General features: G+C 35.2%; 15 protein-coding genes, 1 pseudogene and 1 other annotated feature. Of the genes and pseudogenes, 8 read left to right on the top strand and 8 right to left on the bottom strand.

Translation table 11 applies throughout. The features are described from left to right. Positions 1 to 208: 208 nt before the first annotated feature. Positions 209 to 1,492, bottom strand: coding sequence for a serine--tRNA ligase (gene serS / locus SOJ_RS01160; protein ID WP_002506223.1), 1,284 nt, complete (start codon positions 1,490 to 1,492; stop codon positions 209 to 211). A gap of 67 nt (positions 1,493 to 1,559) precedes the next feature. After that, positions 1,560 to 1,754 (bottom strand) — a binding site (T-box leader). 63 nt (positions 1,755 to 1,817) lie between these two features. Next, the gene (hutH, locus tag SOJ_RS01155; RefSeq protein ID WP_002506222.1) at positions 1,818 to 3,326 is read right to left on the bottom strand and encodes a histidine ammonia-lyase; all 1,509 of its coding nucleotides are present in this window, start codon (positions 3,324 to 3,326) and stop codon (positions 1,818 to 1,820) included. 403 nt (positions 3,327 to 3,729) lie between these two features. On the opposite strand from hutH, the gene SOJ_RS01150 reads away from it, so the two are divergent. Next, positions 3,730 to 4,542 (top strand): NAD(P)H-hydrate dehydratase, encoded by an 813-nt coding sequence (locus SOJ_RS01150; RefSeq protein ID WP_002506221.1) that lies wholly within the window; start codon positions 3,730 to 3,732, stop codon positions 4,540 to 4,542. Between the two features lie 70 nt (positions 4,543 to 4,612). On the opposite strand, the gene gyrA is transcribed toward SOJ_RS01150, so the two are convergent. The 6 genes and pseudogenes from gyrA to dnaA form a co-directional block, all read right to left on the bottom strand. Then, entirely contained in the window at positions 4,613 to 7,312 is a 2,700-nt protein-coding gene (gene gyrA / locus SOJ_RS01145) for a DNA gyrase subunit A (protein WP_002506220.1), read from the bottom strand. A gap of 35 nt (positions 7,313 to 7,347) precedes the next feature. After that, on the bottom strand, positions 7,348 to 9,279 hold the full coding sequence (gene gyrB, locus SOJ_RS01140; RefSeq protein ID WP_176722589.1) for a DNA topoisomerase (ATP-hydrolyzing) subunit B: 1,932 nt from the start codon (positions 9,277 to 9,279) through the stop codon (positions 7,348 to 7,350). Positions 9,280 to 9,291: 12 nt separating this feature from the next. Further along, positions 9,292 to 10,406, bottom strand: a pseudogene (gene recF, locus SOJ_RS01135) (DNA replication/repair protein RecF). Next, positions 10,403 to 10,636: a S4 domain-containing protein YaaA gene (yaaA, locus tag SOJ_RS01130; protein ID WP_172457949.1), complete on the bottom strand. Its 234-nt coding sequence runs from the start codon at positions 10,634 to 10,636 to the stop codon at positions 10,403 to 10,405. The pseudogene recF and the gene yaaA overlap by 4 nt, the downstream one beginning before the upstream one ends. Before the next feature lie 525 nt (positions 10,637 to 11,161). Then, positions 11,162 to 12,292: a DNA polymerase III subunit beta gene (gene dnaN / locus SOJ_RS01125; protein WP_002506215.1), complete on the bottom strand. Its 1,131-nt coding sequence runs from the start codon at positions 12,290 to 12,292 to the stop codon at positions 11,162 to 11,164. Positions 12,293 to 12,539: 247 nt separating this feature from the next. Next, the gene (gene dnaA / locus SOJ_RS01120) at positions 12,540 to 13,907 is read right to left on the bottom strand and encodes a chromosomal replication initiator protein DnaA (RefSeq protein WP_002506214.1); all 1,368 of its coding nucleotides are present in this window, start codon (positions 13,905 to 13,907) and stop codon (positions 12,540 to 12,542) included. 736 nt (positions 13,908 to 14,643) lie between these two features. Here dnaA and rpmH point away from each other — a divergent pair. The 7 genes from rpmH to SOJ_RS01085 all read left to right on the top strand — a co-directional run bounded on the left by rpmH (position 14,644) and on the right by SOJ_RS01085 (position 21,980). Further along, the gene (gene rpmH, locus SOJ_RS01115; RefSeq protein ID WP_000240855.1) at positions 14,644 to 14,781 is read left to right on the top strand and encodes a 50S ribosomal protein L34; all 138 of its coding nucleotides are present in this window, start codon (positions 14,644 to 14,646) and stop codon (positions 14,779 to 14,781) included. A 158-nt stretch (positions 14,782 to 14,939) separates the two neighbouring features. After that, positions 14,940 to 15,284, top strand: coding sequence for a ribonuclease P protein component (gene rnpA, locus SOJ_RS01110; protein WP_002506213.1), 345 nt, complete (start codon positions 14,940 to 14,942; stop codon positions 15,282 to 15,284). A 161-nt stretch (positions 15,285 to 15,445) separates the two neighbouring features. Then, entirely contained in the window at positions 15,446 to 16,825 is a 1,380-nt protein-coding gene (gene mnmE, locus SOJ_RS01105) for a tRNA uridine-5-carboxymethylaminomethyl(34) synthesis GTPase MnmE (protein WP_156789156.1), read from the top strand. Between the two features lie 16 nt (positions 16,826 to 16,841). After that, the gene (gene mnmG / locus SOJ_RS01100) at positions 16,842 to 18,719 is read left to right on the top strand and encodes a tRNA uridine-5-carboxymethylaminomethyl(34) synthesis enzyme MnmG (RefSeq protein ID WP_002506211.1); all 1,878 of its coding nucleotides are present in this window, start codon (positions 16,842 to 16,844) and stop codon (positions 18,717 to 18,719) included. Between the two features lies 1 nt (position 18,720). Then, positions 18,721 to 19,440 (top strand): 16S rRNA (guanine(527)-N(7))-methyltransferase RsmG, encoded by a 720-nt coding sequence (gene rsmG, locus SOJ_RS01095; RefSeq protein WP_002506210.1) that lies wholly within the window; start codon positions 18,721 to 18,723, stop codon positions 19,438 to 19,440. A gap of 41 nt (positions 19,441 to 19,481) precedes the next feature. After that, positions 19,482 to 20,321, top strand: a complete 840-nt coding sequence (locus tag SOJ_RS01090) for a ParB/RepB/Spo0J family partition protein (RefSeq protein WP_002506209.1) — start codon at positions 19,482 to 19,484, stop codon at positions 20,319 to 20,321. A 204-nt stretch (positions 20,322 to 20,525) separates the two neighbouring features. Further along, the gene (locus SOJ_RS01085; protein WP_002506208.1) at positions 20,526 to 21,980 is read left to right on the top strand and encodes a carbon starvation CstA family protein; all 1,455 of its coding nucleotides are present in this window, start codon (positions 20,526 to 20,528) and stop codon (positions 21,978 to 21,980) included. Positions 21,981 to 22,003: the final 23 nt, after the last annotated feature.

Below are 22,003 nucleotides of genomic sequence, written 5' to 3'. Positions count from 1 at the left end.
TATGCTGTTATCAAAAGGTTTTTGATGTGTCAGAATTTTATGAAATATTTTAGACTTACCTGTTGTTTTCCGTATAAAAAATCATTGAGGTCACTTATATAATTTTATAAATTACGTTATTTTTACCCCTCCCCTACCCCACCACGATATAAATAAAGAGCGTAGCAAATGCCTTTGCTACGCTCTTTTAGCCATGCTTGTTTAATTTTTATTTTACAGGACGGATTTCTGTTTTACCGCCCATAAACGGAACTAAAGCATCTGGTATTGTAATAGAACCATCTGCGTTTTGATAGTTTTCAACGATTGCTGCAAATGTACGTCCAACTGCTAACCCACTACCATTGAGTGTATGCACTAATTCTGGTTTAGCATTTTTATCACGTTTGAAACGGATATTCGCACGACGCGCTTGGAAGTCAGTTATATTTGAACATGAACTAATTTCCTTATAATCATTATAGCTTGGTAACCAAACTTCTAAATCATATGTTTTGCTAGCTCCAAATCCAATGTCACCTGTACACAGATTCACACGACGATAAGGTAGCACAAGTTCTTCTAAAATCGCTTCTGCATGATTTGTCATTTCTTCAAGCGCATCCCAAGAATCTTCTGGTTTTTCAAAACGAACCATTTCAACTTTGTCGAATTGATGTAATCGAATCAGACCTCTTGTATCACGTCCAGCTGAACCCGCTTCACTACGATAACATGCTGATTGTGCTGTAAATTTAGCAGGTAAGACATCAGGACCTATAATTTCATTACGATAATAATTCGTTAGTGGTACTTCAGCTGTTGGAATTGTGTACAGCCCTTCTTTTTCAATTTTAAATAAATCTTCTTCAAATTTAGGTAATTGACCCGTACCATACATTGAATCTGCATTTACTAACTGTGGTACCATCATTTCTGTATAACCATGTTTTGTTGTATGTTTCGTTACCATGTAGTTCATTAATGCTCTTTCTAATTGAGCACCTTCACCAGTTAAGAAGACAAATCTCGCACCTGATACTTTAGCACCACGTTCAAAGTTAGCCATATTTAAATCTTCTACAAGATCCCAATGTGCTTTTTCTTCAAAATCAAAGTTTCTTGGTGTGCCCCAACGTTTAAGTTCTACATTTTCTTCATCTGACGCGCCTACAGGAACATCATCTTGAATTATGTTTGGAATACGAGACAGTTTATCATTAAGATCATGGTCTATTTGATTTAAATCATCATCTAAGACTTTAATTTCATCCCCAAGTTTACGCATCTCAGCAATAACATCGTCTGCATTTTCTTTATTACGTTTCTTCTGAGCAATCTCTCCACTTACTTTGTTACGTTGCGCTTTCATTTCTTCAGCTTGGCTAATTAATTGGCGACGCTTTTCATCTAATGCTAAAATATCGTCAACTACTTGTGCATCCATACCACGCTTTGTTACTTTTTCTCTAACTAAATCAGGTTCGTTACGGAATAATTTAATGTCTAACATATCGCATTCATCCTTTCAATTTTTAAAAATGTTTGGATAATAACACAAAAAAGACCACATCCCCTCTACAAGGGACGTGGTCTACGTGTTGCCACCCTATTTAACAGCCTAATTAGACTGCACTCTCCATAAATAACGGCCAAAGCCGGTTGTTCTTCTAATAGTAGGTAGATTCACACTAACGTTGATTACTTGTTCACACCAACCACAAGTTCTCTGAAATCAAACAATTAATACTACTTAGCCTACGAACAATAACTTATTAACTTGTTTTAAATATAGCAAATAACCTTATATTTTTCAAGAGTGACAGTGCTGATGTCTATTATATCTCGTTCATATACGCAATATCGTGTAAATATTGCGATACCGCTGCGATATCTTTATGAAATTGTCTATCTTCTGTGATGGATGGTATGATTTGGCGTAACGTTTGATATTTTTCATATGTTTTTGGTGATAACTTATCAATATCTTTATATTCTACAGCTTGTAATGCAATAATTGTCTCTATCGCTAAGACACGTCGTGCATTCTCTACCATCATATAACCGTGACGAGAAGCAATCGTTCCCATAGATACATGATCTTCTTGGTTCGCTGACGACGGTATAGAATCAACACTGGCAGGATGTGCAAGTGTCTTATTTTCTGAAACTAAACTTGCTGCCGCATATTGCATAATCATTGCACCACTTTGTAAACCTAGTTGTGGACTTAAAAATGCAGGTAAGCCATTATTCAATTGTGGATTCACAAGTCTTTCTAGTCTACGTTCTGAAACATTAGCCAGTTCGCTGACCCCTAATTTTAAGAAATCTAAAGCAAAAGCAATCGGTTGTCCATGGAAATTACCACCGGATATCACTAGTGTTTCATCATCTTCATCAAATATAAGTGGATTATCATTTGCAGCATTCATTTCAAATTCTAGTTTTTCTTTAACATAATTGAACACTTGGAAACTTGCTCCATGAATTTGTGGGATACAGCGTAACGTATAAGCATCTTGCACACGTACTTCACCTTGTGTCGTTGTTAACTCGGAACCTTCTAACCAATCTAACATACGCGCAGCTACATCAATTTGTTCTTGGAAGTTACGTGCTTTATGTACTTTTTCATTATAAGCATCTGTAATACCATTGAGTGCTTGATGTGTAAGTGAAGCAATCCATTCTGCTTGATAGCCTAGACTTTCTGCTTCTATATAGCTGATTACACCCTGGGCAGTCATCGCCTGTGTACCGTTGATTAGTGCTAGTCCTTCCTTTGCCTGTAATTCTAGTGGCTTACGCTTCAAGTTATTTAAGACATACCGACTGTCTACCTCTTCACCTTGGTAAAAGACGTTACCTTCACCAATCAAGGCCAATGCTAAGTGAGATAACGGTGCTAAATCTCCAGAAGCACCAAGTGAGCCTTGTTGAGGAACTACCGGCACAATTCTATTATTAATGAAGTATACGAGCTGTTCGACTAAAGCTACTGTAGTACCAGAATGTCCTTTAAGTAGAGTATTTAATCTTAATACCATCATCACTAATGACACTTCTTCTGAAAATGGATCCCCCATACCACATGCATGTGAACGGATAAGGTTAACTTGTAATTGATTATATTCCCCTTCATCAATACGCACGTCACTGAACAAACCAAATCCTGTCGTAATACCATAGACTGTCTCTTTATTCGCTATAATATTCTCTACTGTTTGACGGCTTTGTTTTACCCGTTCAAAAGCTTCTTCAGTTACTTCCACCGTATCTTTCTCGTATAAAAACTTCCTGATATCTTCAATTGTAAGCATTTCTCCATTTAATTGTAATGTCATTTCTCCATCTCCCTACTTATGAATTTAATTCGATTAATTCGAGTATACGCTTACATTTTCAGCAGAACAATAGCTTTTGACACATCCGTAACATGGTATCAAATCACTGTTTTAATAGGGTAAAGTAGCATTCATCTTCATTTTAGAAAACTTAATCATTTCTTAACAGCGTTACCTATTGACTTAAATGCAATACAGGTTTATTATTTTCTATTGTATTAAAAAACAGCTTAAAAATTTAAAAATAAAACTCCTTCAATAGACAGCAATATTTTGCACGTATAATTGAAGATTTTAAAGCCAATTTATAATTACTTTTGTAATTTTAAACTCTGACTTTTACGTATATTATTCAAAAATGAATAGCGTTAAATTATCATAAAATTTAAAAGGAGGTTTCAATATGGAAACTTTATCATCGGTAAGCATTCCTAGACGTGAAGATGATACACATAAAGGTGATTATGGCAGAATCCTTTTAATTGGAGGTAATGCAAACTTAGGTGGCGCAATCATGCTTGCAGCACGTGCATGTGTTTATAGTGGCAGTGGGCTAATAACAGTAGCTACACACCCAACGAACCATGCTGCACTACATTCTCGTTGTCCTGAAGCAATGGTCATTGATATTAATGATACAAAAATGTTAACAAAAATGATTGAAAACACAGATTGTATCTTAATCGGCCCTGGATTAGGTTGTGATTTCAAAGGTAATAACGCAATCACATTCTTATTACAAAATATTCAACCACATCAAACGCTAATCGTAGATGGCGATGCTATAACGATTTTCAGTAAATTGAAACCTGAAATACCTGCTTGTCATGTCATTTTTACACCACATCAAAAAGAATGGGAACGTTTAAGTGGTATTCCTATTGATGAACAAACATATGAACGTAATCGTGAAGCGGTAGATCGTATTGGAGCAACTATTGTCCTAAAAATGCATGGTACGGAGATTTATTTCAAAGACAAAGATTATAAATTACCAATCGGCACGCCTGCTATGGCAACCGGAGGCATGGGTGATACCCTAGCTGGAATGATTACGAGTTTCGTCGGGCAGTTTGATGACACTCAGGAAGCTGTCACAAGTGCAACATACGCACATAGCTTCATTGGTGAACAGTTAGCAGAGAAAATGTATGTCGTTCCGCCATCAAGACTTATAAGCGAAATCCCACATGCCATGAAATCATTAGAAAGCTAATTTATAACGAAAAAAGACCTACCTTAATGAGGTAGGTCTTTTTATATGTGTATTTATATTTAATCAAAGATTATTCTTCTTCGTTGTCATCGCTATCTGCATTATCGATATCTTCGTTAACACGATCCATAAAGTCTTCTCTTACTTCTTTACGGCCATCTTCTTCAGAGTTGTCATCTTCAACTTCTGTATGGATACCATTTCCTGGTGTGTTATCTTCTACAACTGCTTCATTACTAGATGACGCATCTTGTGATTCAGAATCCGTTGTTTGAGCATTTGTTAAACTTGCTTCATTTGCTTCAGATTCTTCAATTGCTTCTTCTTCATCTTCCTCGTTTACTATAGCTACCGTAGATACAAATTGATTATCATCTAATTTGATTAATCTCACACCTTGGGCTGCACGACCATTTTGTGAAATGTCATTTACATCGATACGAATAATAACACCAGAATTTGTTACAACCATCAAGTCTTCTTCTCCTGTGACTGATGTTATACAAACAATATTACCATTACGTTCAGTAATCGTAGCAGTCTTAATACCTTTACCGCCACGGTTTGATAATCTGTAATCTCCTACAGGTGTACGTTTACCGTAACCATTTTCAGTAACGACTAAGATTTCATCATCTTGTTCCGCTTTAGTAACATCTAAGCCGACAACTTTATCGCCTTCTCTAAGCGTAATTCCTTTCACACCTGCTGCTGTACGACCAAGTGGACGTAATGCAGTTTCGTGGAAGCGAATTAATGACGCATGCGCAGTACCGATAAGAATATCAGTTTCACCATCTGTAAGACGTACTGCAATTAGTTCATCGTCATCTTTAAAGTTGATAGCAATCTTACCGTTTCTGTTTATGCGTGAGAAGTTGCTTAACGCAGAACGTTTAACTCTACCTTTTAATGTTGCAAATACAAGGTAATCTTCTTCACTTTCTAAATCTTTAACGGCAATCATTGTACTGATAGATTCATCACTATCTAACTCTATGGCATTGACTACTGGAATACCTTTAGACTGACGTGAGAGTTCTGGTACTTCGTAACCTTTAAGTTTATAAACACGACCTTTATTCGTAAAGAATAAAACGTGATCATGTGTACTTAACGTTACGAGTTGACTAACAAAGTCTTCTTCGAGTGTATTCATACCTTGTACACCACGGCCACCACGATGTTGTGATCTATATGTTGAAACAGGTAGACGTTTAATATAGTTATTATGACTTAATGTAATGACAATTTGTTCTTCAGGGATTAAGTCTTCATCTTCAATATTATCAAGTCCACCAAGTTGAATTTCAGTTTTACGTTCGTCACCAAAACGATCACGAACATCAATCAATTCATCACGCACGATTTGTAAAAGCTTTTCTTCATCTGCAAGAATTGCTTTTAACTCTTCGATATAAGCAATTAAATCATTGTATTCTGATTCAATCTTATCGCGTTCTAAACCAGTTAAACGTCTTAAACGCATGTCTAATATCGCTTGAGCTTGACGTTCAGTTAACTTAAATTGCTCTTGCAAGCTTGCCATCGCAATTTTGTCGTTATCTGATTCACGTATCACTCTAATGATTTCATCAATATGATCTAGTGCAATTCTTAAACCTTCTAAAATATGTGCACGATCTAATGCTTTTTTCAAGTTGTATTCAGTACGTCTTCTTACAACTACTTTTTGGTGATCTAAATATTCAACCAATGCTTCTTTAAGCGTGATAAGTCTCGGTCTACCATTTACCAATGCAATCATGTTTACACCAAATGATGTTTGTAATGGTGTTTGTTTATACAAGTTATTTAGAACAACACTTGCGTTTGCATCTTTACGAACATCAATTACGACACGTACACCTGTACGTAAACTTGTTTCATCACGTAAATCTGTAATACCTTCTATTTTTTTATCACGAGCTAATTCAGCGATTTTTTCTATCATACGCGCTTTATTGACTTGGTATGGTACTTCAGTCACTACGATACGTTGACGTCCGCCACCGCGCTCTTCTATTTCAGCACGAGAACGCATTATAACTGAACCACGTCCAGTTTCAAATGCACGACGGATGCCACTTTTACCTAGAATTAAAGCACCTGTAGGGAAATCAGGACCTTGAACATCTTCCATTAATTCAGAAATCGTGATGTCAGGGTTATGACTTAAACTTAATACGCCGTTAATAACTTCTGTTAAGTTATGCGGTGGAATATTAGTAGCCATACCAACAGCGATACCCGAAGCACCGTTAACTAATAAGTTCGGGAACCTTGATGGTAAGACTGACGGCTCTCTTTCATTACCATCATAGTTGTCTATGAAATCAATTGTATTTTTGTTAAGGTCTCTCAACATTTCAAGCGTGATTTTAGACATACGTGCTTCTGTATAACGCATCGCAGCAGCGCCATCGCCATCCATTGAACCAAAGTTACCTTGACCATCAATTAAAGGATATCGATAGCTGAAGTCCTGTGCCATTCTTACCATTGCTTCATAAATCGATGAGTCACCATGTGGGTGATATTTACCCATTACGTCCCCAACAATACGTGCAGATTTTTTATATGATTTGTCAGGTGTCATACCTTGTTCATGTAATCCGTATAATATACGTCGATGTACTGGTTTTAATCCATCTCTAACGTCTGGCAAAGCACGTGAGACAATAACGCTCATCGCATAATCTAAGAACGATTCGCGCATTTCATTGGTTATATTTCGTTCATTAATTCTTGATTCAGGTAGTTCAGCCATCAAGATATCCTCCTTCAAAAATTCAGTTCATTGTATTAGAAATCTAAGTTCGCATAGACTGCGTTATCTTCAATAAACTGTCTACGATTCTCAACAACATCGCCCATCAACATTTCAAATACTTGGTCTGCTTCTATAGCATCTTCTAATGATACTTGTAGTAACGCTCTGTGTTCAGGATTCATTGTAGTTTCCCACAATTGGTCCGCATTCATTTCACCGAGACCTTTGTAACGTGAAATCGACCATTTTGGACTTGGATCTAGTTCTTCTTTAAGCTTATCTAATTCACGTTCGTTAAACACGTAATATTTTTGTTTACCTTGCGTCAATTTGAAAAGTGGTGGTTGCGCAATATATACATATCCCGCTTCTAATAACGGTCTCATAAAGCGATAGAAGAATGTTAAAAGCAATGTTCTAATGTGCGCGCCATCGACATCGGCATCTGTCATAAGGACAATCTTGTGATAACGTGCTTTACTCAAATCAAATTCTCCGCCAATTCCTGTACCAAAAGCAGTAATCATTGAACGAATTTCATTGTTATTTAGTATTCTATCTAATCGTGCTTTCTCAACATTTAAAATCTTACCACGTAATGGTAAAATCGCCTGTGTCTCTGAATCACGGCCTGATTTTGTAGACCCTCCGGCAGAGTCACCCTCGACGATAAAGATTTCACTTCGAGATGGATCTTTACTAGAACAGTCTGCAAGTTTACCAGGTAGACTTGAGATTTCCAATGCAGATTTACGGCGTGTAACTTCACGTGCTTTTTTAGCTGCAAGACGTGCATGTGACGCCATAATACTTTTCTCAACGACAATACGTCCGACTTGTGGATTTTCGTATAAGAATCTTTCAAATAATTCAGCGAATAGTTTATCAACGACTTGACGCACTTCTGAGTTACCAAGTTTCGTCTTAGTTTGTCCCTCAAATTGTGGATCACTATGTTTGATAGAAACGACCGCTGTTAAACCTTCACGTGTATCCTCACCTGAAAGTCGCTCTTTATCTTCTTTGATTATTTTACTGTTTAGACCATAGCTGTTTAGCACACGAGAAAGCGCACGTTTGAATCCTTCTTCATGTGTACCGCCTTCGTATGTGTGAATGTTGTTCGCATATGTTAATAAGTTAGTTGCATAACCTTTGTTATATTGTAATGCGATTTCAACTTCAATGTCATCTTTTGATTCATGCACATAAATCGGTTCATCATGAAGTGGTTCTTTCGTTTCATTCAACATTTCTACGTAAGATTTAATACCACCCTCATAATGATATGAGTCTTCTCTTACTTCTTCTTCACGTTCATCTCTTAACGTAATTGAAATACCTTTATTTAAGAAAGCAAGCTCTCTTGTACGCTGTTGTAATGTGTCATAGTTATATTCTGTAGTTTCAGTGAAGATCTCAGGATCCGCTTTAAAACGAATTACTGTACCAGTAGGCTTATCAGTTTCCCCGATGACTTTCAAATCAAATTGAGGTATCCCTTTTTTATAAGCTTGATGATAAATTTTGTTATCTTTATAAACGTACACTTCTAAATCTTCAGACAACGCGTTAACTACTGATGAACCTACACCATGTAGTCCACCAGATACTTTATATCCGCCGCCGCCGAATTTACCGCCAGCATGAAGCACTGTCAAAATAACTTCTACAGCAGGACGTCCCATTTTTTCTTGAATACCTACTGGAATTCCTCGTCCGTTATCAGTAACTTTTATCCAATTATCTTCTTCTATAACAATTTCAACTTCGTCGGCATATCCAGCAAGTGCCTCATCGATACTATTATCGACAATCTCCCATACAAGATGATGCAAACCTCTTGCTGAAGTTGAACCTATATACATACCTGGTCGTTTACGAACCGCTTCTAGACCTTCTAATACTTGAATCTGACCAGCACCATAATCTTCCGTGTTGTTCACATCTGACAATGCTTCCACCTTCACTTTCTATTACTTTATAATTTCGCCTTGGTTGATGCGATAAAGTTTAGCGTTCTTCATAATTTCATGCTCTATACCGTCGACTGATGTTGTAGTTACAAAAGTCTGCACTTTATGTTGAATTGTGCTTAATAAATGCGACTGACGTGAATCATCTAATTCACTTAATACATCATCTAGCAATAAGATAGGGTACTCTCCTACTTCGATATTCATTAACTCGATTTCTGCGAGTTTTATCGATAAAGCAGTAGTCCTTTGTTGGCCTTGAGAACCATACGTCTGAGCATCCATACCATTTACATTGAAACCTAAATCATCTCTGTGAGGACCGTATAAACAAACGCCTCTATCTTTCTCGCGTTCCATATTGTCATTGAGCAAAGTTAAGACTTCTTCTAAGCGTTCCGTCTCACTTTTCTCTTCATCGCTGAGTTTTATACTAGGCAAATATTTTAATGACAATGTCTCACGTTCGTCCGTTATCCCAGAATGGATAGGCTTAGCTAGTGATTCAAGTTCTTTAATAAAATGTTCACGTCTGAGCGTAATTTTGAGCGCATACGCTGCAAATTGTTGATTTAAGACATCTAGCATTGTGCTATCTGTCTTTTGACCATATTGCAGCTGCTTCAAATAATTATTTTTTGTTTTAAAATTCGCTGGTACTGAGACAAATCATTTAAGTATACTGCAGAAATTTGTCCAAGCTCCATATCTATAAATCTGCGTCTAATTTGTGGTGATCCTTTGACAATATTTAAATCTTCAGGCGCAAACAATACGACGTTCAAGTGACCAATATATTGAGTCAGTCTACTTTGTTCCAAGTGATTAATTTTAACTTGCTTACCTTTTTTGGTTATAAACATCGTTAAAGGCATTTCACCGTATCTATAACTAAGTTCACCTTCTATTTTAGCATAGTCCATACCGAAACGTATAAGTTCCTTGTCATTGGACGTTCTATGACTTTTAGCCAACGCTAATGTATAAATAGATTCAAGGAGGTTTGTCTTCCCTTGTGCATTCTCACCTATCAATATATTTACCTCTGGATGACAATCAAGGGTAACTGAATCATAGTTACGATAATTTTCTATCTGGAGTGTCTTTAATCTCATTCTTCACCTTGATGTAAAATAACAAATGAACCGATTTCTGGTATGACAATGCTATCTTGATGGTTTAACTTTTTACCGCGACGTGTTTCACGTTCGTCATTTATCAAGACATCAAAATCTTGTAAGAACCATTTTGCTTGTCCACCAGATTCGATAATACCTTCTGTCTTTAGAAATTGCCCTAAAGTAATGTCTCCATCAACGATTACCTCTTCAACCAAATCAATCACTCCGTTTCTTTTAAGCTCACTAATATATTATACCTTTTTTCACGAAAAATTTCATGTAAAATACAGTGTGTAAGCGTATTCTTATAACTAATTTCCACTTCTTTTTAATAATTATCTACAAAGCCCGTTATAGTAGTTGTTTTACATGTAATATTATATCAAATTTCGAGTAGTTTTAATCCGATTTTATGATTCTCTATCCGTAATTTTCAAATATAATTCGAAATTATATCTGCATTTTTAATATTTGAGATTTTAAATGACATTTAAAGCGTGTTTTAGACGCATTTTAAAATTCTATTAAAATACCCTAACAATTAACTATAAATGCTTATATTTAATCTCTCAGTGCCTTTAAAAATGAAATATACCACTTAAAATACTTCTGAAATTTAAGCTTGTCTTAAAAAATGTCCCCTGCTTTATTTATATACACGCATATAGACCAGTAATTACTTTCGAATTTAAAAATGAATAGAAAAAACCCCAGACAAAATAAATTGTCTAGGGATAAGTTATTAATTTCTAATATGTTCTGATTGGTAGAATTAATTGTGTTACCGAATCATCGTCTTTAGGTTTTAAAATAAATGGTTTCATTGTGCCGAAGAATTCTATTTCGACTTCGTCATTATCAATTGCTTTCAATGCATCCATCATATATTTCGAGTTGAATGAAATCTTCAAGTTGCCACCATCAACGTTACTTGCTTTAACGTCTTCGTTAACAGTACCAATTTCAGGAGATGTTGAAGATAATTCTACTAATTCATTACCAGTACTTAATTTAATAACGTTATTACCACCTTCACGTGCTAATAATGATGCACGATCGATTGCATGATAGAATTCACCGTTATTAATGCCTAATTTAATTTCGTAATTCTCTGGGAATAAACGAGATGTATCAGGATAGTGCCCTTCTAATAAACGTGAAATAAAGTTCACATTGCCAACTTTGAACAGTACTTGGTTTGATGCAAAGAAGATATCAATCTCTTCTTCACTATCTGTCATTATTTTATTTAACTCTGATAATGCTTTACCTGGAATGATGACATTTTTATTTTCTGACTCGTCTTCTAATGCCACTTTTCTTACAGCCAAGCGATGCGAATCAGTAGCTGTGCATATTAATTCACTATCTTGTATAAGCCAGTTAACACCAGTGAGTACTGGGCGTGTTTCTGAGGTGGACACTGCGAAATTCGTCTGTGCTATCACGTTTTTAAGTACTTTTACAGATAATTGAATCGCATCATCGCGAGAAACTTGTGGTAATAATGGATATTGATCTGGATCTAAACCACTTAAGTTAAATTCAGAATGGCCTGAAGTAATTAATGTTTGAAATTGTTCATTTGTAGAAAGTTTTACTTCTTTACCAGGTAATTTTTTAATGATGTCTACGAAGAAACGACCAGGGAGTACGACTGATCCAGTTTCTGCAACTTCTATAATGTCTTCACCATCAACTTGTTTAGGTATAGTGATTTCGATAGATATTTCTGAGTCAGAACCAGTAAGTATCACTTCGTTATTTTTAACTTCAATTTTTATACCAGTTAATATTGGTAATGTAGTTCTTGGTGAGATGGCTTTTAATGTGTCATTTAATTGAGCAATAAAATAATCTCTTCTTATTGTGAATTCCATCTAATTTTCAAACTCCTTCCAGTCGTTTATATATAAATTATATAGGTTTTAAAACAGTAGTAATAGTAGTAGGGCTTGTGGATTACGGGATAACTTATATGAATTCAGGTATGACATTATTTAACGACTGTGGATAACTTGTGCACAGTGTGTATGACTTTTACACATTATCCACAATTCCCCAAAATTTATCGTTACTACGTTATTCCTCATTTTTCTACAATTAATCTGTTATAGTACAGTTTTTTTATTGATTTCTAATTTCTTTTTCCAAGTTTTCAAGTTCTTGTTTAAAAGTTGAATCACTACTTACTTCTTTAGCTATTTTTTCATGTGCATGGATAACCGTAGTATGATCACGACCACCAAACTCTTCACCAATTTTAGGTAATGAAAAATCAGTTAGCTCACGTGATAGGTACATTGCAATTTGGCGCGGATAAGCAATGGATTTTGTACGTTTTTTAGCACTAAAATCTTCAATTCTTACGTTATAGTATTGTCCAACTATCTTTTGAATGTCCTGAATCGTGATTTTTTTCGATTTTGGCGCTTGGATAATATCTTTTAAGGCTGCAGCAGTTAATTCAGTTGTAATCGGTTGGCCTTGAAGTTTAGAAAATGCTAATACACGAGTGAGTGCACCTTCAAGTTCACGAATATTAGACTGGATTTGATTAGCAATATAAGTTAATGCTTCAGTTGGAATATTTAAATTTTCTTCTCCAATTTTTTTCTGCAAAATAGCCATTCTTGTCTCGTAATCAGGAGGCGTAATATCAACGATTAATCCCCACTCAAAGCGAGAACGCAAACGATCTTCTAATTTAGCAATTTCTTTCGGCGGTCTATCACTCGAAATAACAATTTGTTTGTTTGCTTGATGTAATTCATTAAAAGTATGGAAAAATTCTTCTTGCGTTTGCTCTTTATTTTGGATGAATTGAATATCATCTATTAATAAAACGTCAATATTACGGTATTTTTCTCTAAAACGCTCAGTTTTATTATCACGAATAGATTTAATAAATTCATTAGTAAATTTTTCACTAGACGTGTAAATAACTTTAGCATCAGGATTGTTTTCCAATACATAATGACCAATTGCATGCATTAGATGCGTTTTTCCTAAACCAACGCCACCATAAATGAAGAGCGGGTTATAGGCTTGAGCAGGTGCTTCGGCAACAGCAAGACTTGCTGCATGAGGAAATCTATTGCCAGGTCCGATCACAAAAGTATCAAAAGTATTGTGTGTATTGAATTGTTCGCCGCCAATGACAGCTTCATCTACACCTGGTGTATACTTTTTCTTTTGTGGCATCTCCTGACTTGTGTGTTGATTTTCACCGGACTTTAAACTCTCTAACTGATCTTCAGAATAGAAAACTGGCATAATTTCATGACCGATTGCCTCATATAATGCAGTTTGAATAATTTCAACATAATGTGTTTTTAACCAATTGGCAACAAATGGATCATCGATAACAACGATAGCTTCATCATTTTGCAATGAGTAAAGCTTAGTATCTTTAAGGAAAGTTTGATAGCTAGGATAACTTACTTTCTCTTGAGCCAAGGTTAGGACTTTTTCCCAAATTTCTTTTTCTGACATATGATTAAACTCCAACTTTCATAAATTTTAAAAGTTATACACAAAAACAACAGGCTTAAATAAAACTAATCACAGCATGTTGATAATTATCCACAAGTTACACACAATCAGTGGATAACTATTTACTAACTATGATTTATACACAGCTGTTTAGTATATAATTCAATAAAGTAAACCCTGTATCTATCAATATTTACATGACTTATCCACACAATTATACTTTTTAACAATGACCAATGTCAAATGGCTGTGAATATGTTGTTAAAACGTAGATGACCTTGTTAATAACATATATATTATCCACAAAAATAGAAAACTTAACTGTGCATAAGTGGATAACTTAGAGGAACAAACAGTATATCAAAAATTTAGCCATTTGTGAGCTTGGGAAATAATTTATAAAGATTGTATGGAAAATGTATAAAGAAAAATGAAGGTAATGCGGTTTATTTTTTAGATAGTGATATTTCTACTATAATAGGGTGAAGTTAGGGAATTTATAATTCAACACTTCCTTATATGCAATTGAATTTGGAAGTGTTTTGATTTTGCCTATAAAATTGCAAAGACTCAAATTGATGCTTGCTTTATAAAATATATTTTGTTATATTGTAGAAGTTGCTTGAATTATGACTAGAAATTAATAACAGTTAAATCAAGACTTAAGAGCAGAAGCGTATATTAATTTATCTATTATAATAGTTAGATAACCGAATAAAGATGGAGGTGTTTTTGCATGGTAAAACGTACTTATCAACCAAATAAACGTAAACATAGTAAAGTTCATGGTTTCAGAAAACGCATGAGCACAAAAAATGGTCGTAAAGTTTTGGCGCGTCGTCGTCGTAAAGGCCGCAAAGTACTATCAGCATAAGATCACTGACTCATCAGTGGTCTTTTTTTTGGTTTTAATGAAGGAAAATGACAGGAAATTACGTTAATTTTCGTTAGTAATTTAAGAAAATTAGTGATATAGATTAAACATATATAAAACATAATACATCTAATGAAGAGATAAGTGAGTGATGGTTGGTGGAAAAAGCGTATCGAATTAAAAAAAATGGTGATTTTCAATTTATTTATAAAAAAGGGAAATCAGTCGCTAATAGACAATTTGTAGTATACACAAAACCCAACAAAAATTTAGAACATTTCCGCCTAGGAATAAGTGTTTCTAAAAAAATAGGTAATGCTGTAGTCAGAACCCGTATTAAGAGAGCTATTCGTGAAAACTTCAAGGTACACAAAGAAGACATGATACCATTAGATATTGTAGTAATAGCGAGGAAGCCAGCTAAAGATATGGATACGTTACAAATTCAAGCGAGTCTTGAACATGTATTGAAAATAGCCAAGGCTTTTAATAAGCGTATCTAAGTAGGGTAGGGGAGCGGTTAATTAGACTATCGTTAGTCTAACCTCAGACAAACCTAAGACTAACTGTGCATTTTTTCAATCAAGATGTTCGCTTTTTGATAGGAAACTCTTTACAATATTATAATGATAAAATTTAGACAATAAAGGAGGCGAGATGGATGATGGATTTAGATACAATAACGAGTATATCCACGCCAATGGGCGAAGGTGCGATAGGTATTGTACGTTTATCTGGTGCTGATGCAGTTAACGTTGCTGACAAGTTATTTAAAGGAAAACAAAAACTTGTAGACGTAACATCTCATACAATTAATTATGGTCATATTATTGACCCGGAATCAGAAGAAGTTATAGAGGAAGTAATGGTTTCTGTGCTACGTGCACCGAAGACTTTTACCCGTGAAGATATTGTTGAAATCAACTGTCACGGTGGTATTTTAACAATTAATAGAGTGCTTGAATTAACAATGAGTAATGGGGCACGTATGGCTGAGCCAGGAGAATTTACGAAACGTGCGTTCTTAAATGGACGTATTGATTTATCTCAAGCGGAAGCGGTAATGGATTTTATTCGTTCTAAAACCGATCGTGCATCAAAAGTTGCAATGAATCAAATAGAAGGCCGTTTGAGTGATATGATTAAGCGACAGCGACAATCCATTCTCGAAATCCTTGCACAAGTCGAAGTTAATATAGATTACCCAGAATATGATGACGTAGAGGACGCTACTACAGAATTTTTATTAGGTAAATCAAGTGAAATTAAAGAAGAGATTAATAAATTATTAGAAACTGGTACGCAAGGTAAGATTATGAGAGAAGGTTTGTCTACAGTAATTGTCGGTAAACCGAATGTTGGTAAATCATCAATGCTTAATAATCTAATCCAAGATAATAAAGCTATTGTTACAGAAGTGCCAGGAACGACACGAGATACATTAGAAGAATACGTTAACGTTCGAGGTGTACCACTAAGATTAGTAGACACAGCAGGTATTCGTGAAACTGAAGATATTGTAGAGCGCATAGGTGTTGAACGTTCTCGAAAAGCATTGGGCGAGGCTGACTTAATCTTATTTGTATTAAATTATAACGAAGCGCTCTCTGAAGAAGACCGTAAACTTTATGAAGTAATCAAAAATGAAGACGCGATTGTTATTGTAAATAAAATGGATTTAGATAAACAATTGGATATAGATGAAGTTAAAGTAATGGTTGGAGATATGCCGTTAATCCAAACTTCTATGTTAAAGCAAGAAGGAATAGATCAATTAGAAATACAGATTAGAGATTTATTCTTTGGTGGCGATGTTCAAAATCAAGATATGACGTATGTATCTAATTCAAGGCATATTTCATTGTTAAAAGAGGCTAGGAATACAATTCAAGATGCAATAGATGCAGCAGAATCAGATATACCAATGGATATGATTCAAATTGACTTAACGAGAACTTGGGAAATATTAGGTGAAATCATCGGAGAATCCGCAAGTGATGAATTGATAGATCAATTATTTAGTCAGTTCTGTTTAGGAAAATAATAAGGAGGAAAATAGTATGGCTCAAGAATATGATGTAATAGTAATAGGAGCCGGGCATGCTGGTATTGAAGCAGGACTTGCTTCAGCTCGACGTGGTGCAAAAACGCTGATGTTAACAATTAACTTAGATAATATCGCGTTTATGCCATGTAATCCATCAGTTGGTGGACCGGCAAAAGGAATCGTCGTGCGTGAAATAGATGCCTTAGGTGGACAAATGGCCAAAACGATTGATAAAACGCACATTCAAATGCGTATGTTAAACACGGGTAAAGGCCCAGCAGTGAGAGCATTACGTGCACAAGCAGATAAAGTATTGTATCAACAAGAAATGAAAAAAGTAATTGAAGATGAAGAAAACCTTGATATTATGCAAGGCATGGTAGATGACTTAATGATTGAAGATGATGTGATTAAAGGCGTACGTACTAATATTGGAACAGAATACTGGGCAGAGGCAGTTATTATTACAACAGGTACATTTTTACGTGGTGAAATCATCTTAGGAAACATGAAATATTCAAGTGGCCCTAACCACCAATTACCATCTATTTCATTAGCTGATAATTTAAGAAACCTTGGCTTCGAAGTTGTTAGATTTAAGACAGGTACACCACCTCGTGTAAATGCGAAAACAATTGATTATTCTAAAACTGAAATCCAACCAGGTGACGATGTAGGTAGAGCGTTTAGTTTTGAAACTACTGAATACATCTTAGATCAATTACCATGTTGGTTAACATATACAAATGCTGATACACACCAAGTGATTGATGATAATTTACATCTATCAGCAATGTATTCAGGAATGATTAAAGGTACAGGTCCAAGATATTGTCCATCAATTGAAGATAAATTTGTGCGTTTCAACGATAAACCACGTCACCAATTATTCTTAGAACCAGAAGGACGTAATACGAATGAAGTTTACGTACAAGGATTATCTACAAGTCTTCCAGAACATGTACAAAGACAAATGGTAGAAACAATCCCTGGTCTAGAAAAAGCAGACATGATGCGTGCAGGATATGCAATTGAATACGATGCACTCGTACCTACACAATTATGGCCAACACTTGAAACTAAAAAAATCAAAAACTTGTACACTGCTGGTCAAATCAACGGTACATCAGGTTATGAAGAAGCGGCTGGACAAGGTATTATGGCTGGTATTAATGCAGCAGCTAGAGTACAAAATAAAGATGAAGTTGTATTAAGCCGTTCTGACGCATATATCGGTGTATTAATTGATGATCTTGTTACGAAAGGTACAAATGAACCTTACCGTTTATTAACTTCTCGTGCAGAGTACCGTCTATTAATAAGACATGATAACGCAGATTTACGTCTAACTGATTTAGGTCATGAATTAGGAATGATTTCTGAAGAGCGTTATGCACGTTTTAATGCAAAACGAGACATGATAAAATCAGAACAAGAACGTTTAGCTAGCATCCGAGTGAAACCACATGATCGCGTTCAAGAAATTATTGAAGCACAAGGTGGTTCTCGCTTGAAAGATGGTATTTTAGCATTAGAATTGTTACGTCGTCCTGAAATGACTTACGACCTAATTCTTGAAATTCTGGATGAATCACATGTACTTCCATCTGATGTTGAAGAACAAGTAGAAATTCAAACGAAATACGAAGGCTACATCAACAAGTCGTTACAACAAGTTGAAAAAGTAAAACGTATGGAAGAGAAAAAAATTCCAGAAGACTTAGATTACAGTGTGGTAGATAGTTTAGCGACTGAAGCGCGTGAAAAATTAACAGAAGTTAAGCCATTAAACATTGCGCAAGCTTCTCGTATATCTGGTGTGAATCCAGCTGATATCTCAATTTTACTTGTTTTTCTTGAACAAGGAAAAATCCAAAGGGTGAAAAATTAAGATGAGTGTAGAATGGTTAACTAAGCAACTCAGTACACAAGGAATAGAACTTTCTGAAGAACAACAACGACAATTTCAAACGTATTATCAAATGCTTGTTGAATGGAATGAAAAAATAAATTTAACAAGTATCACTGAAGAACATGAAGTGTATTTGAAACATTTTTATGATTCAATTGCGCCAAGTTTTTATACGGATTTGACTAAAGAATTAACAATCTGTGATATAGGTGCTGGTGCTGGTTTCCCAAGCATTCCTTTGAAAATTATTTATCCGAATTTAAAAGTTACAATTGTAGATTCGTTAAATAAACGTATAAAATTTTTGAATCAATTAGCGGAAGCGCTAGACCTTGAAAACGTAAATTTCGTGCATGATCGTGCCGAAACGTTTGGCAAAGGAGTCTACAGGGAGTCTTATGATATTGTAACTGCACGTGCTGTTGCTAGACTTTCAGTATTAAGTGAATTGTGTCTGCCTTTAGTTAAGAAAGGCGGTCAATTCATCGCTTTAAAATCTTCTAAAGGTGAAGAAGAATTAGAAGAAGCACGTTTCGGTTTAGGTATCTTGGGTGGTAAAGTTCGAGAAACAATTTCATATGAATTGCCAGAAGAAGCAGGCGAGAGACAAATGATCCTTATAGACAAGAGAAGTCAGACACCTAAGAAGTATCCTAGAAAACCAGGAACACCGAATAAGTCTCCATTGCTTAACAAGTAAATGCAAATCAATACAATTAATTTAGAGGGAGCGCATGGAAAATGAAGAAACCTTTTTCTAAATTATTTGGTTTAAAGAACAAAGATGACATTGTTGGTTATATTGAAGAAGATCATAATAATAGCGTCGAATCTATTCATATCGAACGTATTGTGCCAAACCGTTATCAACCAAGACAAGTATTTGAGCCAAATAAGATAAAAGAACTCGCAGAATCAATAGAAGAACATGGTTTGTTACAGCCTATCGTCGTACGTCCAATAGAAGAAGATATGTTTGAAATTATTGCTGGTGAACGTAGATTTAGAGCGTTTCAATCACTTGGTAAAACACACGCAGAAGTCATTATTAGATATTTAGATGATGAAGAGACTGCAGTGGTTGCACTTATTGAAAATATTCAACGTGAAAACCTATCTGTCGTTGAAGAAGCGGAAGCATATAAAAAGTTATTGGAAATCGGGGATACCACACAGAGTGAATTAGCTAAAAGTGTTGGTAAAAGTCAAAGTTTCATAGCTAATAAACTGCGTTTATTAAAATTAGCACCTAAAGTCATCGAACGTTTACGTGAAGGTAAGATTACTGAACGTCACGCTCGTGCAATGTTAAGTTTGTCAGAAGAAGATCAAGAAATAATGGTTGAAACTGTTATTAGCCAGAAGCTAAATGTAAAACAAACAGAAGCACGAGTGAAACAAAAAGTTGGCCCTGAAAAGGTGACGGCTCAAACATTTGGATTTGAAAAAGACTTAACTGACGCACGTGATGCAGTTGGTAAAAGTCTTGAAAGTATTGAAAAAAGCGGTATTAAGTATGAACATCAAGCTAAAGATCATGACGACTATTATGAAATAAAGATTAAATTATACAAACGTTAATATAACCAAAATAAAACAATCTGGGAAATAGATCCTAGATTAAATCACTGACTGTTAGAATCCTAGTTGGAAATCTAACAGTCTTTTTTATGTTTAAATTTTATTAAGTTAATATAAAAATTCCATTGTAATATTGTGATAAATCAGAAACTGTGATTAAATTAAGAAAACGCTTACACATTATCTAAAGGGGGGGATGATAATATGATCACGTTTATCGTATCTATTATTTTATTAGTTATAGGTTATTTCACTTATGGTAAATACATCGATAAGATGTTTGGCACAAAAGTAGAACGACCGACGCCAGCATTTCATCAAAGGGACGATGTCGATTACTTACCGATGAAGACATCATCTAATTCACTGATTCAGTTATTAAACATCGCTGGTGTTGGTCCTATTTTCGGACCAATTATGGGAGCACTTTATGGGCCTGTCGCATTTATTTGGATTGTTGTGGGTTGTATTTTTGCAGGGGCGGTTCACGACTATTTAACTGGGATGATTTCAATCAGAAATAAAGGCGCTCATTTACCTGAGCTTGCTGGTAAGTTTTTAGGAAAAGTGATGAAACACTTTGTTAATATTTTTTCTATTTTATTATTACTTTTAACAGGGACAGTATTTGTTACAAGCCCGGCATTATTATTACATAATTTATTAGACGGACGTATTGCATTAGGTATCATTATTTTTGTTATCTTTATTTATTACGTTCTTTCTACAATTTTACCTATTGATAAAATTATTGGTCGTATTTATCCAATATTTGGGGCATTATTATTAATCAGTGCGGTTGGTATAGGGTTCCGTCTTATTCAAACGGGCGCACCGATTCCAGAAATTAATTTAAAAAACATGCATCCTGATGGGGCGTCTATTTTCCCATTATTATTCTTCACGATTACTTGTGGGGCATTATCTGGTTTCCATGCGACTCAAACACCAATTATTTCTAGAACAACGAAAAAAGAAAATAATGGTCGTTTTATCTTTTACGGCATGATGATTGCTGAAGGGATTATCGCTATGATTTGGGCAGCAGCAGGCATGAGTCTATTTAATGGTTACAATGGACTTAGTGATGTATTAGCCCGTGGTGAGGCAGCATTAGTGGTAAGTGAAGCTTCTCATCTATTATTAGGTTCTGTATTTGGAACAATGGCAGTGTTAGGCGTAATCATCTTACCGATTACAAGTGGGGACACATCTTTCCGTAGTGCTAGAATGATTATTGCGGATTATTTAAATTATGGTCAACGTAGTGTTGTCAAAAGAATTATCGTAGCTGCACCATTATTTGTAATTAGTTTCGGTTTGACTCAAGTAGATTTCACAGTACTTTGGCGTTATTTCTCTTGGGCTAACCAAACAACTGCCACTGTTGCGTTATGGGTCGGGGCTATGTATCTACTCATGGCTAAAAAGAATTTCTGGGTTGCAGCAATACCAGCCGTGTTCATGACATGGAATATATTTACGTATATTCTTAGTCAGCCAATTGGTTTAGGATTAGATCTTACATTAAGCTATGTGTTAGCGTTTGGCCTGACGATACTATGGATTCTGTACTTTGGTTATCAATATAAGAAAATCACTGCAGGTGAAGAATTTGAATTAGATCACCAAATTCAATATCAGCAACAAACAACTTAAGTTTTTATATTGGCAGTATTTGG

Origin of the sequence: Staphylococcus sp. OJ82, assembly GCF_000294465.1 — a bacterium.
GTDB lineage: Bacteria > Bacillota > Bacilli > Staphylococcales > Staphylococcaceae > Staphylococcus > Staphylococcus equorum.
This window is presented reverse-complemented; position numbering and strand designations above follow the sequence as displayed.

Coding starts and splice junctions, on each gene's coding strand:
- serS (WP_002506223.1), bottom strand. CDS start 1,492: ATGTTAGACATTAAATTATTCCGTAACGAACCTGATTTAGTTAGAGAA.
- hutH (WP_002506222.1), bottom strand. CDS start 3,326: ATGACATTACAATTAAATGGAGAAATGCTTACAATTGAAGATATCAGG.
- SOJ_RS01150 (WP_002506221.1), top strand. CDS start 3,730: ATGGAAACTTTATCATCGGTAAGCATTCCTAGACGTGAAGATGATACA.
- gyrA (WP_002506220.1), bottom strand. CDS start 7,312: ATGGCTGAACTACCTGAATCAAGAATTAATGAACGAAATATAACCAAT.
- dnaN (WP_002506215.1), bottom strand. CDS start 12,292: ATGGAATTCACAATAAGAAGAGATTATTTTATTGCTCAATTAAATGAC.
- dnaA (WP_002506214.1), bottom strand. CDS start 13,907: ATGTCAGAAAAAGAAATTTGGGAAAAAGTCCTAACCTTGGCTCAAGAG.
- rpmH (WP_000240855.1), top strand. CDS start 14,644: ATGGTAAAACGTACTTATCAACCAAATAAACGTAAACATAGTAAAGTT.
- mnmE (WP_156789156.1), top strand. CDS start 15,446: ATGGATTTAGATACAATAACGAGTATATCCACGCCAATGGGCGAAGGT.
- mnmG (WP_002506211.1), top strand. CDS start 16,842: ATGGCTCAAGAATATGATGTAATAGTAATAGGAGCCGGGCATGCTGGT.
- rsmG (WP_002506210.1), top strand. CDS start 18,721: ATGAGTGTAGAATGGTTAACTAAGCAACTCAGTACACAAGGAATAGAA.
- SOJ_RS01090 (WP_002506209.1), top strand. CDS start 19,482: ATGAAGAAACCTTTTTCTAAATTATTTGGTTTAAAGAACAAAGATGAC.
- SOJ_RS01085 (WP_002506208.1), top strand. CDS start 20,526: ATGATCACGTTTATCGTATCTATTATTTTATTAGTTATAGGTTATTTC.